This window comes from Salipiger sp. PrR003, assembly GCF_010500785.1.
In the GTDB taxonomy this organism is placed as follows: Bacteria; Pseudomonadota; Alphaproteobacteria; order Rhodobacterales; family Rhodobacteraceae; genus Salipiger; species Salipiger pacificus_A.
In genome coordinates this window covers 39552-56604 of record NZ_JAAGOV010000044.1, presented here as the reverse complement: position 1 = coordinate 56604, position 17053 = coordinate 39552, and the positions used below count along the sequence as shown (strand labels likewise).

Below are 17053 nucleotides of genomic sequence, written 5' to 3'. Positions count from 1 at the left end.
TCACGGCGCTTGCCGCGCGCGTCCGCACCACCGCTGCAGCACGGGCCGCCGACTTGCCCGGAACCCGTTCCAGTCGTTCTGAGTAAGCAGATTGAGGCGGATGCAGAATTTTGGATGCGTCGGATTTGGCCCTATATCCACACCAGTCGATGAAACGCGAAGGAAGTCCGATCATGGCCACCACCGGAAAACAGCTGTTCACCACGCTTGAGGCGGACGGCACGCTCACCGTCGCGCTCGAGGACGTGTCGTTTGCCGACCTCACCCAAAACCAGGTGCTGGTGCGCATGGAAGCCGCGCCGATCAACCCCTCGGACCTCGCCATTCTCGTCGGCGGCGCCGACATGGAAAACGCAGATTACACGCCCGGCAAATTCGTGGCTCGGATGCCCGAGGCGGTGAATGCCGCGTCAAAGGCCCGTCACGGATTGAAACTGCCCGCTGGCAATGAAGGCGCCGGCACGGTCATCGCCGCTGGCGACAGTGATGCCGCGCAGGCGCTGATGGGGCAGCGCGTGTCCTGCGTGCCGGGCAACGCCTACAGCCAATATTGCCTCGCCGACGCGGACATGTGCCTCCCGCTGGGTGACCATACCGCCGAAGAGGGCGCCAGCGCCTTCGTCAATCCGATGACCGCGCTCGGCTTTGTGGAGACCGCCAGGGCCGACGGACAGAACGCCATCCTGCACACAGTCGGTGCCTCGAACCTTGGCCAGATGCTGACGCGCATTTGCGCAGAGGACGGCCTCGGGCTGGTGAACATCGTGCGAAAGAGCGATCAGGTGGAGCTGCTGAAGGGGCTTGGCGCCGAGCATGTGGTCAACTCCTCCGAGGAGGACTTCATGGACCGGCTGGCCGACGCCATTCGTGCGACGGGCGCCTTTTACGGCTTCGATCCCGTGGGCGGCGGCACGATGGTCGATACGGCCTTCCGGGCGATGGAGCGCGTCGCAAGGGAGCAGATGGCCGAGTATTCACGCTACGGATCGAACCAGCCGAAACGCATGTTCATCTACGGCCGCCTCGACACCAGCCCCACTGTCCTGACACCCAGCTACGGGTTCGGCTGGACGCTGTCGGGCTGGCTGCTGTTCCCGTTCCTGCAGTCGGTCGGGCCCGAGACCGTGGGCCGGATGCGTCAGCGCGTGCGTGACGACCTGACCGGCACCTTTGCGAGCAGCTACAAATCTCGGGTCACGCTTGAGGAAATGCTCACCAAGGATGCTGTGCTCGACTACCGCGAGATGCGCACGGGAGAGAAATATCTCGTCACGCCCTGGGCCTGACACATGAGCAAGAGCGGCGGCGCCCGGCAAAGGGCGGCGCCACAGGAGGTTACAGAAGGCCAAGCACATTCTTGGCCGCAACCTCCGACGATGCCGGTTCTGGCCGGGCACCAGACGGTCATTGGCGACGGCATGAGACTGCCGCTTGCCGATGGCGTCGAAGTGGGCCCCGAACTCGCGAAGCTTCGAGCTCGCTCCGACCTCAACAGGTCTTCACGCCGTCGCCGCAGCCAGCCCCTGGTCAAGATCGGCGATGATATCCGCGACATCTTCGATGCCGATCGAGATGCGCACCACATTCGGCGCGGCCCCGGCCTGCACCTGCTGCTCTTCCTCGAGCTGCCGGTGGGTCGTCGAGGCCGGGTGGATGATCAGGCTGCGCGTATCACCGAGGTTGGCGACGTGGCTGAACAGTTTCAAGCTGTCCACCAGTCTGACGCAGGCGTCGTAGCCGCCCTTGATCGCCACGGTGAACAATGCCCCGGCGCCCTTGGGCACGACGCGCTGTGCCCGATCATGCCAGGGGGAGGAGGGCAACCCTGCATAGGTCACCGCCTCGACGCGCGGATCCTTTTCGAGCCATTCCGCCACCGCCTGCGCGTTCTTCACATGACGCTCCATGCGCAGGCCGAGGGTCTCGATCCCCATCAGCGTGTAATGCGCGCCCTGCGGGTTCATCGTCATGCCGAGGTCGCGCAGCCCCACCGCGATGGAATGGAAGGTGAAGGCCATCGGCCCGAGCGCGGCGTGGAAGGTCAGCCCGTGATAGGCCGGCTCGGGCTGCGACAGCGAGGGGAACTTGTCAGAGGCCGACCAGTCGAACTTGCCCGAGTCCACCACGATGCCGCCGGTGACCGTGCCGTTGCCGGTCAAGTACTTGGTGGCCGAGTGCACGACCAGCGTCGCGCCGTGCTCGATCGGCTTGCAGAGCCACGGGGTGGCGGTGGTATTGTCGACAATGAGCGGGATGCCCGCCTCGTCCGCGATCTTGGCCATGGCCCCGAGGTCGGTGACGTAGCCGCCCGGGTTTGCGATCGTCTCGCAGAAAAGCGCGCGGGTGTTCTCGTCGATCGCGGCCTTCACCGCCTCCAGATCGTCGGTGTCGACAAATGTCGCGGACCAGCCAAAACGCCTGATCGTCTGGCTGAACTGCGTGATGGTGCCGCCGTAGAGTCGCGAGGACGAGACGATGTTGCAGCCCGGCGCCATCAGCGGGAAGAGCGCCATGATCTGCGCCGCGTGGCCCGAAGAGCAAGCGATGCCGCCGGCACCGCCCTCGAGCGCGGTGACCCGGTTCGCCAGCGCCGAGACAGTGGGATTGGTCAGCCGCGAGTAGATGTAGCCGACCTCTTCGAGGTTGAAGAGCCGGGCCGCATGATCCGCATCGCGGAATACGTAAGACGTGCTTTGGTAGATCGGCACCTGCCGCGCGCCGGTGGCGGCATCGGGCTCGGTGCCGGCATGCACGGCCAGCGTGTCGAAGCCGGGGGTCTTGTCTGTCATGGATTCACTCCTCCTTACCTCGCGGCACGTTAGGCAAGCCGCACGCCGGCTGCAATGACCCGAGCGGCGCGCCGCCCCGATCTCGGGTGCGGGCGGTTGCGCCGAGACCTCCTGGGTCGGCGACGTCCATCGCGACACGAGGTCCGCGGGCGAGCGACACGAGGATTTCGGCGACCCAGACATCGACACAGCGCATTGCGGCGCTATCTCCCCCTCCACAAACCACGCGCCACGCTACGCATGCGCAGCCAGGGAGGGAAGCCATGGTTTCGTTCGAACTCAACGGAAAAGATGTGTCCGTCGACGTGCCGGAGGAGACACCGCTCCTCTGGGTACTGCGCGATGAGTTGCAGATGACAGGCACCAAGTTTGGCTGCGGCATCGCCCAATGCGGGGCCTGCACGGTGATGATGAATGGCATGACCCGCAGGTCTTGCGTGACCCCTGTCTCCATGGTCGACGGTGCCTCGGTGACCACGATCGAAGGTATCGACGGCCCAGAAGCCGAGGCCGTGCAGGCAGCGTGGGAAGGGCTCGACGTGCCGCAATGCGGCTGGTGCCAGTCGGGACAGGTGATGAGCGCCACCGCGCTCCTACGCGAAGTGCCCAAACCCAGCGACGAGGACATCGACAACGCGATGGCCGGCAACATCTGCCGCTGTGCCACCTACGTCCGCATCCGCAAGGCGATCCATGACGCCGCGGACAAGCTGGAGGGATGAGACGATGACACAGGTGCTTTCCCGCCGCAGTTTCCTGGCCTCGTCCGCGGGGCTGGTGATCGGCATGACCCTGCCCCTTGCGGCCCGCGCACAGTCCGGGGCGGCCGCGGCCTTTCAGTCCGGGGCGACCGACGAAGCGAGCTTCGCCCCCAACGCCTTCGTGCGCGTCGCGCCCGATGACACCGTGACGGTGATCATCAAGCACATCGAGTTCGGCCAGGGCCCGTTCACCGGCCTCGCCACTCTGGTGGCCGAGGAGATGGACGCCGACTGGGGCCAGATGCGTGCCGAGAACGCCCCGGCCAACGACGAGCTCTACAAGAACCTTGCCTTCGGTATGCAGGGCACCGGCGGGTCGACCGCCATGGCCAACTCCTACATGCAGATGCGCAAGGCCGGCGCCGCTGCCCGCGCCATGCTGGTCGCCGCCGCGGCCGAGGAGTGGGGCGTGCCCGAAAGCGAGATCACTATCTCCAAGGGAGAGATCAGCCACGGCTCGGGCAAAAGCTCGGGTTTCGGCGCGCTGGCGGAGAAGGCTGCCGGGATGACTCCGCCGGAGGACCCGCCGGTGAAATCCGCAGACCAGTTCGTGCTGATCGGGACCGACCTGCCCAAGCTCGACACCAAGGCCAAATCGACTGGCACGGCGATCTTTACCATGGATGTCTACCGCGAGGGCATGCAGACCGTGGTCGTGGCGCATCCGAGCAAACTGGGGGCCACGGTTGCCTCCGTCGACGGCAGCGCGGCGCTCGAGGTTCCCGGGGTCGAGGCCGTGCGGCAGATCCCGCAGGGCGTCGCTGTCTACGCCCGATCCACCCACGCCGCGCTGAAGGGCCGTGAAGCGCTGAGCGTCGAATGGGATGAGAGCGGGGCGGAGACGCGCTCCTCCGCCGAGATCTTCGAGGCGTTCTCGAAAGCAGCGTCGGAGGGCGGCAAGGACGCCGAGATGCTCGGCGACGGGGTGACGGGCATCGACGGGTCCGCTGAGGTGATCGAGGCGGAATTCCGTTTCCCTTATCTCGCCCATGCCCCGATGGAGCCGCTCGACGGCGTCATCGAGGTCCGCGAGGACGGCGCCGAGGTCTGGATGGGCTCGCAGTTCCCCGCGCTCGACAAGCCGACCATTGTGCAGACGCTCGGACTTTCTCCCGAGAGCGTGCAGCTCAACGTGATGCTGGCGGGCGGCAGCTTTGGTCGCCGCGCGCAGGACACTGCGCATTTCGCCGCTGAACTCGCCGAAGTTGCCAAGGCCGCCGGGGCCCCCGGGAGCTTCAAACTGGTCTGGACCCGCGAGGACGATCTGCACGGCGGCTACTACCGTCCGCTTACCATCCACAAGATGCGCGCCGGCCTTGATGGCGACGGCAAGCTGACCGGCTGGGAAGACATCGTCGTCAACCAGTCGATCATGGCGGGGGGGCCGATGGCGCAGATGATGCAGGACGGGATGGACCCGACCTCCTACGAGGGGTCGACCAAGATGCCCTATGACCTCGGCAATCTGCGCGTTGGCTGGGCCCAGCAGGAAAGCCCTGTCTCGGTGCTCTGGTGGCGTTCGGTGGGGCATACGCACACCGGCTATGCCACCGAGGTGTTCCTCGACATGGTGCTCGAGGCGCAGGGCAAGGACCCGGTACAGGGGCGTCTCGACCTCATGCGCGAGGATGCGGCGCGCGACCGCGGCGTGCTCGAGAAGGTCGCCGAGATGGCGGGCTGGGATGGCACCAAGGTCAAGGGCGACAAGGCCTATGGCGTTGCCGTGCACGAGAGCTTCGAGACCTACGTGGCGCAGATCGCCGAGGTCTCGGACGCGGGCGGGCAGCCGCGCGTACACCGGGTCTGGTGTGCCGTTGACTGCGGCGTTGCGGTAAATCCGAACGTGATCCGCGCGCAGATGGAGGGCGGCATCGGCTTCGGCCTCGGCACGGTGCTCTTTGACGAGATCACCTTGGGCGAGGGCGGCGTGGTCCAGCAGTCGAACTTCGACAGCTACCGCATGCTGCGCATTCACGAAATGCCAGAGGTGATGGTCGAGATCATCGCTTCGGACGCCGAGCCCACGGGCGTCGGAGAGCCGGGCGTCCCGCCGATCGGACCCGCCGTCGCCAATGCTTGGCGGGCACTGACCGGCAAAGCGGTGACCGAACTGCCCTTCCTCAAGACCATGGAGGCCTGAGCCATGCGCAAAACGATCCTGATGGCGGCGCTGCTCGGCGCCGCACCCGCCCTTTTCGCCCTGCCCTCCCTTGACGAGACGGTGAAAGGCCTGCGCACCGTGGACGAGTTCGATGGCATCGAGAACGAAACCGAACGCTCGGTGGCGCTCTTTACCGAGATGATGGCGGTGATCGAGCACCCGCGCTGCCTCAATTGCCACCCTGTCGGCGACAGCCCGCGGCAAGGCATGGACATGCATCCGCATGTGCCGCCAGTGGTGCGGGGGGATGCGGATTTTGGCGCGCCGGGCATGCGCTGTAACACCTGCCACGGCGAGGAGAACTTTGCCTTCACCACCGGCGAAGGCTCCATACCCGGGCATTCACCCTGGCAGCTCGCCCCGATCGAGATGGGCTGGGTTGGCAAGAGCGCCGCGGAAATCTGCGCGCAGCTCAAGGATCCGGAGCGCAACGGCGGGCGCAGCATGGAAGACCTGCATGAGCACAACGCCACGGACGGGCTTGTGGGCTGGGGATGGGAGCCGGGCGAAGGGCGCGAACCTGCCCCCGGTACGCAGGAGGTCTTCGGCCAACTGACGAAAGCGTGGATCGAGACCGGTTCGGCCTGCCCCGATGGCTGATCCTCTCCATCTGGGACTTGGATGGCACAACCAAGTAGGCACCTCCGCAGGAACGACGAAGGACCGGGTGGGGTTCGATCAACGTCCTGGAAGTATGCCAGCGTGGTCGAGTTGATGGGGTGCCCCGCGAACCGAATTCAACCGGAGGCGTGACCCAGGCCCAACGGCGTGGTTAGCTGCGTGCCATGGATGAAGCGGTCATGCTGGGCGGGGAAGTCTGTCTCGGAGCCGAAGTGGCGAGCAATCGCGCGTCGCTCATGGGTGTGCCTTTAATCTCGGTGCCTCTCGCCTAGATAGCTTTAAGCGATCAACTATTCCGACGAGAGCCATGTCCAATTTGCGCCAGCTTCCGAGGGGAGCAAGACCATGATCCCCGCCCTGGCCTTCTTTGCCTTCAGCGTCGGTTACGCGCTCTTTTCATTTCTGATTGCCGTGCTGTTTCGCGACGAGGTGATCGCCGATGTCCTCGGGACGGTGAGATCCGAGCCCGATGTCTCGCTCTGGTACGTGGGTGTGATCGCCCTTGCGTTGGCGTATTGGGCCCTACGCGCAGAGACCCGGCGCGGCGCGAGCCGAGGGAGGGCCGCCGCCAATGTTGCGCTGGTCTTCGGTGCCATCCTCGCCCTGCACCTCGGCTTCACGCTGTTCAAGACCACGATGCCGCAGATCGTGCCCTATTACGCGGATCCCTACCTCGCGCGGTTCGATGCCTGGTTGCATGGGGACACGGACCCTTGGACGGTCATCAACCGGCTCTTCGGCCCCGACATCATGCTGAGCCTCACCCCGCTCTATCACGGACCCTGGCTGATCGCCGCCTTCCTGTTCCCGGTGATCCTCGTGGCCTGTGACCACGATCACACGCGGGTCAAGCGCTATCTGGTGCTCTATTGCGCAAGCTGGATCGTCATTGGCAATATGATCGCCCTCGGCGGCATGTCCGTGGGGCCGGTGTTTTATGACCGGCTCTACGACAGCAACCGCTTTGCCATGCTGACCTGGACGCTGCGCTACGCAGGGGTGGACGGCTCCACGATGGGGGCGCTGCAGGATTACCTGTGGGAAATGTACTCGGCGGGGCGCGAGAGCTTTGGCACCGGGATCTCTGCCTTTGCCTCGGTGCATGTGTCGGTCGCCACGCTGGTCGCGCTCTATTGCGGCGAGCGTTCGGCGCTGTTGGCCTTTCCGGCGGCGCTGTTCTGCGCGGTCATCCTGCTGCTGTCGATCTGGAGCGGCTACCACTACGCCGTGGACGGATACTTCTCCATCGGCGTCATGGCGCTGCTCTGGGCCTACCTGCGCAAGCGCATGGAGCCGGAGGCAGGATCCCTCGGGCTCGGCGGCGGTGCGCTGGGGGGGCTCCAGCGAGTCCGCAAGGACTGACACCCGGAACAAGGCCCCGGCAGTTTCGCAACCCGCTTGGCCTGAGCCATGCAGGGCGGCGCAACCGGGGGGATGTTGATATATGTCATCGCCGGAGCGCGCGTGTCGCACGGAAGGCTGCAGCCAACTCGGGTGTTGCGATGCCGATGCGCCCGGTGAAAGCGGGTCTGCGCTCTACTCGCCCACCGTCCCCCGACCAAGCGTCGCGTAATAGGCGGCGAGATCAGCGACATCCGCATCCGTAAGGTTCCGCGCGGCCGCCTGCATGAGATGGGATCGCGGTGTGTCGGGCGCGGGACCGTCCCGGTAGAGATGCAGCCAGTTGACCAGCCAATAGCCGTCCTGTCCGGCGATCCGCGGGGTGTCGGTCCGCTTGGGTGAGACCCCGTCGGCGCCGCCCTCGTGGCAGGCGGCGCAGCTGGCGATATCTTCGTGCTCGTCGCCCCGCTGCGCCAGCTCGCGCCCCCGCTCGGCATCGCCGAACGGCAGCGCCCTCCCCTGCCAGTCGCCGCTCATCCCCGCGTAGCGTTCGGCGATCGCGGCGCGTGTCTCGGCGGCAAGTGGCGCGGCGAGCGGCTCCATGAAGCCGCTTTCGCGGTGGCCCCCGGCATAGGCGCCGAGCACCAGGTCCAGCCATTCGGCGGACTGGCCGGCCAGCTTCGGCGCCGTGCCGTCGCGGCCCAGCCCGTCCTCGCCGTGGCAGCGTGCGCAGGCCAGTTCCTGCGGAATGGCCCCGGGCAGACCCCCGAAGCGCACGCCTTCGCTTTCATAGCCCCCGGCGCGGCCAAAGGCTGCGTCCTCGTAAGCGGCACGGTCGAAGCTGTCGTAGTGCGACAGGAAGGCTGCCAGCGCCCAAGGCTCGTCGTCGCGGCCCTCGCCGGGCCAACTCGGCATGCCCGTATACTTGAAGCCATGCCGGGCGATCCACCAGAACTCCTTGAGCTCGAAGTCACCGGAGGTAAGCATCGGCGGCTCCGGGCGCATGCCCTTGACCACCGGGTTGCGCGCGATGCCCGGCGCGCCGTGGCAGGTCTGGCAACCGGTGGCGAAATGCCCGGCGCCGAGGCGGATCAGCGCCGGATCGTCGAGGTCGACGTGGCGCGGCACCTCCACCCGGTTCGCCCGCACCCGCACCGCGTTGCGCAGGTACTGGTGCAGCGTCTCTCCCACGCCCGGCAGATGCGGGACCGAGGCCGCGATATTGTAGGGCGCGAACCAGAAGAACGCCGCGCCCCCGACCGCCAGCGCGCCGATGCCCCCCGCGATCCAGCGTTTCAGTCTCATGCCTGCGTCTCCCCGAGTTCCAGAGCCTGCCCCAGCCGGCGCAATGCGGCAACGAGGTAGATCGCGCCCCCTGCCCCGGCCATCAGCGCCCCCGCCACCTGCTGCTCCTGCAGCGCCGAGAGGCCCAGGTGCCCTGCGCAGATGTCCCCGTAGAGCGTGCGCGGCGCGAGGCCGATCAGCGCGCCGAGCAGGGTCATGTGCATTGTCGTGGCCAGCAGCACCACAGCGCCCCCGAAACCGCCCGCCGCGCGCACCGTGGCCCAGAGCAATATCCCGGCGCCCAGAAAGCTGCCTTGCTCCAGAACGAGGCCAGTGGTGCTCAGCCGCGCCCATAGGTGCAACGCCGGAAGGTGCCAGACCCAGACCACGAGCATCTCGGCCACTGCGCCCAGCACCAGCGCCATGGCGCCCGACGGCAGGCGCAGGGCCGGGGCCCAGAGCGCCGGAACCACGGCAGTTACGCCCAGATGCAGCACCATGTGCAGCACCATCGACCCCGCCGCCAGCCCGGGCAGCGGCCCGAGCCAGAGAGCCGCCAGCAGGCCGAGCGCAAGGAGGCGGCGCGGGCTCAGCATTGGCCCAGCACCATGCCGGGGATCACGGTAAAGAGGATCGCCACCGCCGAGAGCACGCAGAGCAGCAGGGCCACGTGGCCGATGAATTTGTCGCGCGCCCGCTCCGAGCTTTCGGTGATCTCCTCGAAGATCACGAAGACGCCACCGTAGCGCCGGATCGCCAGCGCAGCCAGACCTGCGATCACGGCGATGCAGAGCGCCCCGAGCGCGGCGATGATCCAGCGTGGCTCGGCCAGCGGCGTGCCGCGCCCGAGCTTGGCGCACCAGATCGCGGCGACCCAGTAGCTCAGCAGGAAATGCGCCGCCCAGATCGAGGGCGCGGCGACGAGGATCCAGACAGAGCCCTGGTCGATCACCCGCGGCGCCTCGCCGGGCGGGACGGTCTTTTTCCCCTCGGACCGGGCCATCACACCACCCCCATCAGCATCGGGAAGAGCGCCAGCAGCGCGAAGATCACCACCGCCGTCAGCGCGAGGAAGTGGGTGAAGAGCGTCAAGTTCACGCAGTCCGCCCGGTAGCGCGGCGTGCAGCGCCCGCGCCAGATCCGCGCCGCCACATAAAGCCGCATCACCGCGTCGAGCAGTAGGTGCAGTCCCATCCACAGGATCAGCACCCAGACGGTGGCGTCAAAGGAGGTCTCGGTGGGGTTCAGTCCGGCGCTCCATGCCGCCCAGCACCACGCCCCGATCCCAAGCGCGGCAAGCGGCACGCCTCCCAGCAACAAGGCCATCGCCTGTCCCGTGCTGCCGCCCGCCAGACGCTCACGGGCCAGCAGGGCGGTTGCCCAGCCCACCAGCAGCAGTGCCAGACCCAGAAGCAGCCAGCCGAAACCCGGAAGTTTCGCCGCGCCCGGCAGGAAATTGGGCAGCGCGGTCCAGTAGAAGAAATAGCTGAACACCAGCCCCATGAAGGCGGTCATGTCGCCGGTCATGGTGATGAACACCGCCCACCAGCCGGGCGCGTTGTTGCCCTGCGCGTAGGTCGGCAGCACCAGCCCGCGCCCCGCCTCTTTCTCCGGCTTTTCGGGGATCTCCGAAGTGCCGGTCCAGAGCCACCAGAGCGTGAAGCCGACGAAGCCCGCGCCGAAGAGCAGCGTCAGCGTCCACAGGTGGAAGGTGGCGAGGATGAACACCGCGCCGAGGCAGAAGGCCGAACCGAGCGTCAGGTAGCTCGGCCCGCCGACCCGCTGCACGTAGAGCGGGCGCGCGTCGAGGATATCGGTGATGATGAGCTCGCGCTTGCCCTCTTCGGCGTCGGGCAGGAACCACTCGCCCCTGTCCATCTCGCCGAGCAGCTCCTTCTGCTCCCAGAGCGGATATCGGGTGTGGATATAGGGGATCGAGCGCACGCCCCAGGGCTTGTCGGGAACCTCGGCGCTCCATTCCATGGTGCCGGCGTTCCACAGGTTGCGCTCGACCAGCGGCGCCTTGCCGCGTGGCCAGAGCACGTTGACCGCCAGCACCACGAAGCCCGCCGCGAAGATGAAGGCCCCGATCGTGGAGACCATGTTCAGCACCGCCCAGCCGTCGGTCACGTCATAGGTCCAGACCCGCCGCGGCATGCCCATCACCCCGGTCCAGTGCATCGGCAGGAAGGCAAGGTTGAAGCCGCCGAACATCAGCCAGAAGCTCCAGCGCCCCAGCTTGTCGGACATCTTCTTCTGCGTGACGAAGGGGTACCAGTAATGCACCCCGGCAAAGAGCGGGAAGAGCATGCCGCCGATCAGCGTGTAATGGAGGTGCGCCACCACGAAGTAGCTGTCATGCGCTTGCCAGTCGAAGGGCACCAGCGCCACCATGACACCCGTCAGGCCTCCGAAAACAAAGATCGCCAGCGCGCCCCCGGCAAAGAGCATCGGCACGGAGCGGCGTACCTTGCTGACCAGCATGGTCGCGATGAAACAGAAGATCTGGATGCCCGTGGGCACCGCTACTGCTTCGGAGGCGGCCGAGAAGAAAGAGAGCGAGATCTCGGGCAGCCCGGTGGTGAACATGTGGTGCACCCAGAGCCCGAAGCTCAGGAAGGCGACCCCCACTGCCGAAAGCACGATCCACGAATGGCCCACCATGGGACGCTCTGCGAACGTCGGCAGGATGGTCGCGATGAGCGCGATGGAGGGCAGGAAGATGATGTAGACCTCGGGGTGGCCGAAGATCCAGAAAAGGTGCTGCCACAGAAGCGGGTCGCCGCCCCGGTCGGGGTCGAAGAAGGCCCAGCCAAAGGCCCGCTCCATCTCCAGCAGCAGGTCCCCGGCGATCAGCGGCGGGAAGGCAAAAAGGATCATCCCCGCCACCACCAGCACGTACCAGCAATAGAGCGGCACGAGGTTGAGCCGCATCCCCGGCGGGCGCGACTTGAGCACTCCGACGATCAGCTCGACGGCGGCGGCGATGGACGAAACCTCGATGAACGACAGGCCCAGCAGCCAGATGTCCGCCCCCAGCCCGCTGTAGTCCGGGTTGGACGACAGCGGCGCGTACATGAACCAGCCGCCGTCCGGGGCAACGCCGAAGAACACCGAGCCGCAGACGAAGATGCCGCCGATCAGGAAACACCAGTAGCCGAAGGCCGAGAGCCGCGGGAACGGCAGGTCCCGCGCGCCGAGGATCTCGGGCAGGATGAGGATCGCCACCGCCTCGAAAATCGGCACCGCGAAGAGAAACATCATCGCAGTGCCGTGCAGGGTGAAGAGCTGGTTGTAGAGGCTCTGCGACAGCAGATCGTTGTTCGGCACCGCCAGTTGGGCGCGCATCAGCAGAGCCAAGAACCCGGCGAAGGCGAAGAAGGCGAAGGAAGTCAGCAGGTACCATTTGCCCACCGACGAGTTGTTCACCGCCGAGATGCGCCGCCAGCCGGTCGGGGTCTGCCAGACCTTCATCAGGCGCGCGCGCTGCGCCTCGTCGCGCGCCTTGTCGTAGGGCTCGGCGGGGGGGAGCTTCGAGAGGTCGATCTCTTGGGTCATGCGCGGCGCGGTCCCTTATTCGAGGCTCATCAGGAAGCCGACGAGCGCATCCAGCCGCTCGCCTTGCAGGCCCGGATAGGCGGGCATGTCGATCTCGGGCTTCATTTCGTGGGTTTCGGTGATCCAGCGCGCCATGTTCTCCGGGGTCATCGCGTAGATGCCCGCCCCAAGCTTGTCGCGCGAGGCGAGATGGGTGAGATCCGGCCCGACCGCTCCCCGCGCCTCTGTGCCGCGGATGGCATGGCAGGCGCCGCAGCCTTCCTCGTCGAAGACGACGAAACCCCGATCGCCCTCGGCCACCTGCGCGGGCCGCGCTTCGTGTTCAAGCCACCGGGCAAAGTCATCGGGCTCCATCACCACGGCGTCAAAGCGCATCAGCGCATGCGCGCCGCCACAGAACTCGGCGCAGAGGCCGCCCCAGTTGCCGAGCTTTCGGGGGGTCAGCGCCAGCGTCGTCTCGCGGCCCGGGATCATGTCCATCTTGCCCCCCAGCGCCGGAACCCAGAACGAATGGATCACATCGTCGGCGGTCAGCTTGAAGAGGGACCGCTCGCCGAGCGGCAAGCGGATCTCGTTGGCGGTGGTCACCGGGCCCTCGGGCGTTTCGTAAATCACCCGCCACCACCAGCGCTCGCCGTCGACGCGCACCGTCAGCGCGCCGTCATCTGCGGTGATGTCGCGCAGGATCAGCAGCCCCCAGACCAGCAGGCCGCCGACGACAAGCACCGGCAGAACGACACCGCCCCAGACGATGAAACGCCGGGCCTCGCGCTCGCGGTGCGGCTTGGCCTCGGCACGGTGCGCATAGGTGGCCGCGCCGATCACCAGAGCCCAGATCACTCCCGCGCCCGTCAGGACCACCCAGAAAAGCGTCTCGACCGACCGCGCTTCCTCGCCGGCGCCGGCGAGCCAATTGTGGCGCCCCGAGCACCCGGCCAAAAATACCAGTGCCGCCGCCGCTGCCAATGCCCTCAAAGGTTTGCCCTGTCGCTGCAAAATTCTTGCTAAACGATTCAGGAGGCGAAGCGTTCCACGCCAGCCCTGCGAAAGTTACCTCGCGGCGCGGGCGCCCCACGCTCCCTCAGAGGCTTCGCGCGACAAACCCGCGATCTGCCCTATCATCATCCGGCAGGCGGACAGCACCCGCTTCAATTTTACCGGTATTCCCGAAACACCACCGTCGACAGGAGCAAGATCCGTGGCACACCCCAAGATTGCAGTCATCTTCTACTCAACCTATGGCACCAATCACCAGATCGCCCTCGCGGCGGCCGAGGCCGCCAAGGACGCCGGCGCCGAGGTCCGCCTCCTGCGCGTCGCCGAGACCGCACCCGAGGCCGTGGTGAACGGCCAGGATGCCTGGAAGGCGCAGGCCGAGAAGATGGCCGACATCCCCGTCGTCACGCCCGACGACATGGTCTGGGCCGATGGCTATTTCTTCAGCGCCCCAACGCGCTACGGCCAGTCCGCCTCGCAGCTGCGGGCTTTCATCGACACGCTCGGCGGGGTCTGGTCGGAGGGCAAGCTCGCGGGCAAGACGATCACCGCGACCACCAGCGCGCAGAACGTGCACGGCGGCCAAGAGGCGACCACGCTTGGCCTTTACACCACCGCGATGCATTGGGGAGCGATCATCGTGGCGCCGGGTTATACGAGCGACGTCATCTACGCCTCGGGCGGCAACCCCTACGGCTTCTCGACCGAAGCCGGCGCGTTTGACGAGACCGGCAAGGCCTCGGTCTCGCACCAGGCCAAGCGCCTGGTCGACATCACCGCGAAGCTGATCGCCTAACGCGCCTGCCTTGGGCCCTTGCGCACCGGGTTTCAGAACTTGGTGCGCAGGGAGAGGCCCGTCTCGCCCCCGTCTCGCCAAAGGCGCGTCCTCAGGCGTTCCGTGACAAATTCGTGGCGGTTGCTCGCCAATTCCTCTGGCGCGCGTGCCGGGTCGCTCGCCTCGCACCGGCTCAGTAGGGCAGCGCGAGCCGGATCAGCAGCGCCACGGCACCCACCGCGGCGATCCCCGCAAGCCAGAGCCCTACGAACCAGAGCAGCCTCCTGCCCCGCATCAGTGATAGCCCTCAGAGGGGTCGATCTTGCCGCGGAACACCCAGTAGGCGTAGGCGGTGTAGGCCAGGATGATCGGGATCAGGATCACTGTGCCCACGAGCGCGAAGGCAAGGCTGCTGTCGGGCGCCGCGGCCTCGACGATGGTCAGCGAGGGCGGGACGATCATCGGATAGAAGCTGATGCCGATGCCGATGAAGCCCAGCACGAAAAAGCCGAGCGCCGAGAAGAACGGCAGTCGGTCACCGCCGCCTCGCAGCCCCTTCCAGAGACCCGTCGCGCAAAGCAGCACCAGCACAGGTACGGCCACGGAGAAGACCAGCGAGCCGCCGCTGAACCAGCGCTGGAAGTAGACCTCGTCCTGCAGCGGCGTGAAGAGCGACACGAGGCCCAGAAAGACCAGCGTCGCCAGACCCAGCGGCTGCGCCACCCGGCGCATGCGGTCATGCACCCCGCCCTCGAGCTTCATCACGAGCCACGTGGCGCCGAGCAGCGCATAGCCCGTGGCCACCGCCAGCCCGGTGAGCAACGAGAAGGGCGAGAGCCAGTCCCACCAGCCGCCGGCGTAGCCGCGATCCACCACCTCGATGCCCTGCACCAGCCCACCGAGCGCCATGCCTTGCGAGAAGCCCGCCACCAGCGAGCCGCCGAAAAAGGCGAAGTCCCACAGCCGCTTCCAGCGTTTCGTGCGCCAACGGTACTCGAAAGCGACCCCTCGGAAGATCAGCGCGAGAAGCATCAGGATGATCGGCACGTAAAGCGCCGGCATGACCACCGCATAGGCCAGCGGGAAGACCGCGAAGAGCCCGCCGCCGCCCAGCACCAGCCAGGTTTCGTTGCCATCCCAGATCGGCGCGACCGAGTTCATCATCACGTCGCGCTCCTGCTCGGTCTTGGCGAGCGGGAACAGGATGCCGACCCCAAGATCGAACCCGTCGAGGATCACGTAGACCAGCACGGCAAAGGCGATGATCCCTGCCCAAATGAAGGAAAGCTCCAATCCGAGCATGTCAGTCGCTCCTCTCGCCGGGGGTCACTGCAGGGCCTGGCATGATCCCCGCCGTCCGGATCGGCCCGTCGCGCAGGCCGAGCCGCGGCGTATCGGGCGCCTTGCGCATCATCCGCAGCAGGTAAAAGGTGCCCGCTCCGAAGACGAAGAAATAGACGGTGACGAAGCCGATCAGCGAGGTGGTCAGAGCCGGCAGGTCCAACGGCGAATGACTCTCGGAGGTGCGCAGCAGGCCGTAGACCGTCCAGGGTTGGCGGCCGACCTCGGTGGTGATCCATCCCGCCAGCACCGCCACAAAACCCGCCGGACCGAGCGCCACGCAGGCGCGCAGCAACCAGGGATCGCTATAGAGCCGGCCTCGCCAGCGCGCCCAGAGCCCCCAGAGCGCCAGCCCGAGCATGGCAAAGCCGAGCGCCACCATCACCCGGAACGACCAGAACACGATCCAAACCGGCGGCTGATCCTCGACCGGGAATTCCGAGAGGGCCGGGATCTGCCCGTCCCAGCTGTGTGTCAGGATGAGCGAGCCCAGGTGCGGCACCTCGAGCGCATAGTCCAGCTTCTGGTTCTGTTGGTCCGGGATGGCAAAGAGCACCAGCGGCACGCCACCCTCGTGGCGCTCGAAGTGGCCCTCCATCGCGGCGATCTTCGCAGGCTGATGTTCGAGCGTGTTGAGCCCGTGCTGGTCGCCGGCGAAGATCTGCAGCGGCGCCACGAGCACCAGCATCCACATCGCCATCGACAGGCTCCGTTTCGACACCGTGTGGCCGGGCGTCTTAAGAAGCTGGTAGGCCGAGGCGCCGCCGACCACGAGCGCGGTGGTCAGATAGGCCGCCAGCACCATGTGCACCAACCTGTAGGGAAAGGAGGGGTTGAAGACGATCTGCCACCAGTCCTCGGGCACGAACTGGCCGTTCTCGGCGATCGAGAAGCCGGCCGGCGTGTGCATCCAGCTGTTCACCGCGAGGATCCAAGTGGCCGAGATCAGCGTCCCCAGCGCCACCATGCCGGTCGCCAGCATGTGCAGCCCGTCCCCCACCCGGCTACGGCCGAAGAGCATAATCCCCAAAAAGCCCGCCTCGAGGAAGAAGGCGGTCAGCACCTCGTAGGCCATCAACGGCCCGATCACCGGGCCGGCCTTGTCGGAAAACACCGACCAGTTGGTGCCGAACTGGTAGGACATGACGATGCCCGACACCACGCCCATGCCGAAGGCGACGGCGAAGATCTTCTTCCAGAAGTTGAACAGAGACAGATACCGCCCGTCCCGCGTCCACAGCCAGGCGCCGTTGAGCACCGCGAGATAGCTCGCCAGCCCGATCGAGAAGGCCGGGAAGATGATGTGGAACGACACCGTAAAGGCGAACTGGAGCCGGGCGAGAACTTCTGCGGTCATGGCAAATTCCGTCGAAGGTGTGGCTTTAGGTAGAGCTAGCCCCGCCCGCGCATCCGGCAAACAGCCGGA

At 66.6% G+C, this 17053-nt stretch carries 15 protein-coding genes; 6 read left to right on the top strand and 9 right to left on the bottom strand.

The genetic code is table 11. The features are described 5' to 3' along the window. Positions 1 to 173: 173 nt before the first annotated feature. On the top strand, positions 174 to 1286 hold the full coding sequence (locus tag G0D83_RS16275) for a zinc-binding dehydrogenase (RefSeq protein ID WP_164195853.1): 1113 nt from the start codon (positions 174 to 176) through the stop codon (positions 1284 to 1286). A gap of 213 nt (positions 1287 to 1499) precedes the next feature. Here the strand turns inward: G0D83_RS16275 and G0D83_RS16270 are convergent, their stop codons facing one another. Continuing rightward, positions 1500 to 2789, bottom strand: a complete 1290-nt coding sequence (locus tag G0D83_RS16270) for an O-acetylhomoserine aminocarboxypropyltransferase/cysteine synthase family protein (RefSeq protein WP_164195851.1) — start codon at positions 2787 to 2789, stop codon at positions 1500 to 1502. Between the two features lie 263 nt (positions 2790 to 3052). Between G0D83_RS16270 and G0D83_RS16265 the strand changes: the two genes are divergently transcribed. The 4 genes from G0D83_RS16265 to G0D83_RS16250 all read left to right on the top strand — a co-directional run bounded on the left by G0D83_RS16265 (position 3053) and on the right by G0D83_RS16250 (position 7694). After that, a complete protein-coding gene (locus G0D83_RS16265) occupies positions 3053 to 3511 on the top strand; it encodes a (2Fe-2S)-binding protein (RefSeq protein ID WP_108970377.1) in 459 nt (152 codons plus the stop codon). Between the two features lie 4 nt (positions 3512 to 3515). Beyond that, on the top strand, positions 3516 to 5690 hold the full coding sequence (locus tag G0D83_RS16260) for a xanthine dehydrogenase family protein molybdopterin-binding subunit (RefSeq protein WP_164195849.1): 2175 nt from the start codon (positions 3516 to 3518) through the stop codon (positions 5688 to 5690). A gap of 3 nt (positions 5691 to 5693) precedes the next feature. Further along, on the top strand, positions 5694 to 6311 hold the full coding sequence (locus tag G0D83_RS16255) for an Isoquinoline 1-oxidoreductase subunit (protein WP_164195847.1): 618 nt from the start codon (positions 5694 to 5696) through the stop codon (positions 6309 to 6311). Between the two features lie 366 nt (positions 6312 to 6677). Further along, entirely contained in the window at positions 6678 to 7694 is a 1017-nt protein-coding gene (locus G0D83_RS16250; protein WP_164195845.1) for a phosphatase PAP2 family protein, read from the top strand. 174 nt (positions 7695 to 7868) lie between these two features. Here the strand turns inward: G0D83_RS16250 and G0D83_RS16245 are convergent, their stop codons facing one another. From G0D83_RS16245 to coxB, 5 genes are read right to left on the bottom strand one after another with little or no spacing between them, the layout of a single operon-like run. Then, on the bottom strand, positions 7869 to 8978 hold the full coding sequence (locus tag G0D83_RS16245; protein WP_235940081.1) for a c-type cytochrome: 1110 nt from the start codon (positions 8976 to 8978) through the stop codon (positions 7869 to 7871). Continuing rightward, entirely contained in the window at positions 8975 to 9553 is a 579-nt protein-coding gene (locus G0D83_RS16240; protein WP_164195843.1) for a cytochrome c oxidase assembly protein, read from the bottom strand. The genes G0D83_RS16245 and G0D83_RS16240 overlap by 4 nt, the downstream gene beginning before the upstream one ends. Continuing rightward, positions 9547 to 9960 carry a hypothetical protein gene (locus G0D83_RS16235; RefSeq protein ID WP_164195840.1) on the bottom strand — a complete coding sequence of 138 codons (414 nt, stop codon included), beginning with the start codon at positions 9958 to 9960 and terminating at the stop codon, positions 9547 to 9549. The genes G0D83_RS16240 and G0D83_RS16235 overlap by 7 nt, the downstream gene beginning before the upstream one ends. Then, complete coding sequence (gene ctaD / locus G0D83_RS16230) at positions 9960 to 12515, bottom strand: cytochrome c oxidase subunit I (RefSeq protein WP_164195838.1); 2556 nt, start codon at positions 12513 to 12515, stop codon at positions 9960 to 9962. The genes G0D83_RS16235 and ctaD overlap by 1 nt, the downstream gene beginning before the upstream one ends. A gap of 15 nt (positions 12516 to 12530) precedes the next feature. Continuing rightward, positions 12531 to 13490: a cytochrome c oxidase subunit II gene (gene coxB / locus G0D83_RS16225; protein ID WP_164195836.1), complete on the bottom strand. Its 960-nt coding sequence runs from the start codon at positions 13488 to 13490 to the stop codon at positions 12531 to 12533. A gap of 223 nt (positions 13491 to 13713) precedes the next feature. Here coxB and wrbA point away from each other — a divergent pair, with 223 nt between their 5' ends. After that, on the top strand, positions 13714 to 14307 hold the full coding sequence (gene wrbA / locus G0D83_RS16220; RefSeq protein ID WP_108970369.1) for an NAD(P)H:quinone oxidoreductase type IV: 594 nt from the start codon (positions 13714 to 13716) through the stop codon (positions 14305 to 14307). Positions 14308 to 14479: 172 nt separating this feature from the next. On the opposite strand, the gene G0D83_RS16215 is transcribed toward wrbA, so the two are convergent. Genes G0D83_RS16215 through G0D83_RS16205 form a run of 3 tightly spaced genes read right to left on the bottom strand, consistent with a single transcriptional unit; the run spans position 14480 to position 16984 of the window. Next, the gene (locus G0D83_RS16215; RefSeq protein ID WP_108970368.1) at positions 14480 to 14581 is read right to left on the bottom strand and encodes a DUF2474 family protein; all 102 of its coding nucleotides are present in this window, start codon (positions 14579 to 14581) and stop codon (positions 14480 to 14482) included. Continuing rightward, positions 14581 to 15588 (bottom strand): cytochrome d ubiquinol oxidase subunit II, encoded by a 1008-nt coding sequence (gene cydB / locus G0D83_RS16210; protein ID WP_164195834.1) that lies wholly within the window; start codon positions 15586 to 15588, stop codon positions 14581 to 14583. The genes G0D83_RS16215 and cydB overlap by 1 nt, the downstream gene beginning before the upstream one ends. Before the next feature lies 1 nt (position 15589). Then, a complete protein-coding gene (locus tag G0D83_RS16205; protein ID WP_164195832.1) occupies positions 15590 to 16984 on the bottom strand; it encodes a cytochrome ubiquinol oxidase subunit I in 1395 nt (464 codons plus the stop codon). Positions 16985 to 17053 lie beyond the last annotated feature (69 nt).

Excerpts from the sequence above, each read along its gene's own strand:
- G0D83_RS16215 (WP_108970368.1), bottom strand. The coding sequence starts at position 14,581 with ATGCGGGGCAGGAGGCTGCTCTGGTTCGTAGGGCTCTGGCTTGCGGGG.
- G0D83_RS16265 (WP_108970377.1), top strand. The coding sequence starts at position 3,053 with ATGGTTTCGTTCGAACTCAACGGAAAAGATGTGTCCGTCGACGTGCCG.
- ctaD (WP_164195838.1), bottom strand. The coding sequence starts at position 12,515 with ATGACCCAAGAGATCGACCTCTCGAAGCTCCCCCCCGCCGAGCCCTAC.
- G0D83_RS16240 (WP_164195843.1), bottom strand. The coding sequence starts at position 9,553 with ATGCTGAGCCCGCGCCGCCTCCTTGCGCTCGGCCTGCTGGCGGCTCTC.
- G0D83_RS16205 (WP_164195832.1), bottom strand. The coding sequence starts at position 16,984 with ATGACCGCAGAAGTTCTCGCCCGGCTCCAGTTCGCCTTTACGGTGTCG.
- G0D83_RS16275 (WP_164195853.1), top strand. The coding sequence starts at position 174 with ATGGCCACCACCGGAAAACAGCTGTTCACCACGCTTGAGGCGGACGGC.
- G0D83_RS16270 (WP_164195851.1), bottom strand. The coding sequence starts at position 2,789 with ATGACAGACAAGACCCCCGGCTTCGACACGCTGGCCGTGCATGCCGGC.
- G0D83_RS16245 (WP_235940081.1), bottom strand. The coding sequence starts at position 8,978 with ATGAGACTGAAACGCTGGATCGCGGGGGGCATCGGCGCGCTGGCGGTC.
- G0D83_RS16260 (WP_164195849.1), top strand. The coding sequence starts at position 3,516 with ATGACACAGGTGCTTTCCCGCCGCAGTTTCCTGGCCTCGTCCGCGGGG.
- G0D83_RS16235 (WP_164195840.1), bottom strand. The coding sequence starts at position 9,960 with ATGGCCCGGTCCGAGGGGAAAAAGACCGTCCCGCCCGGCGAGGCGCCG.
- G0D83_RS16250 (WP_164195845.1), top strand. The coding sequence starts at position 6,678 with ATGATCCCCGCCCTGGCCTTCTTTGCCTTCAGCGTCGGTTACGCGCTC.
- cydB (WP_164195834.1), bottom strand. The coding sequence starts at position 15,588 with ATGCTCGGATTGGAGCTTTCCTTCATTTGGGCAGGGATCATCGCCTTT.
- G0D83_RS16255 (WP_164195847.1), top strand. The coding sequence starts at position 5,694 with ATGCGCAAAACGATCCTGATGGCGGCGCTGCTCGGCGCCGCACCCGCC.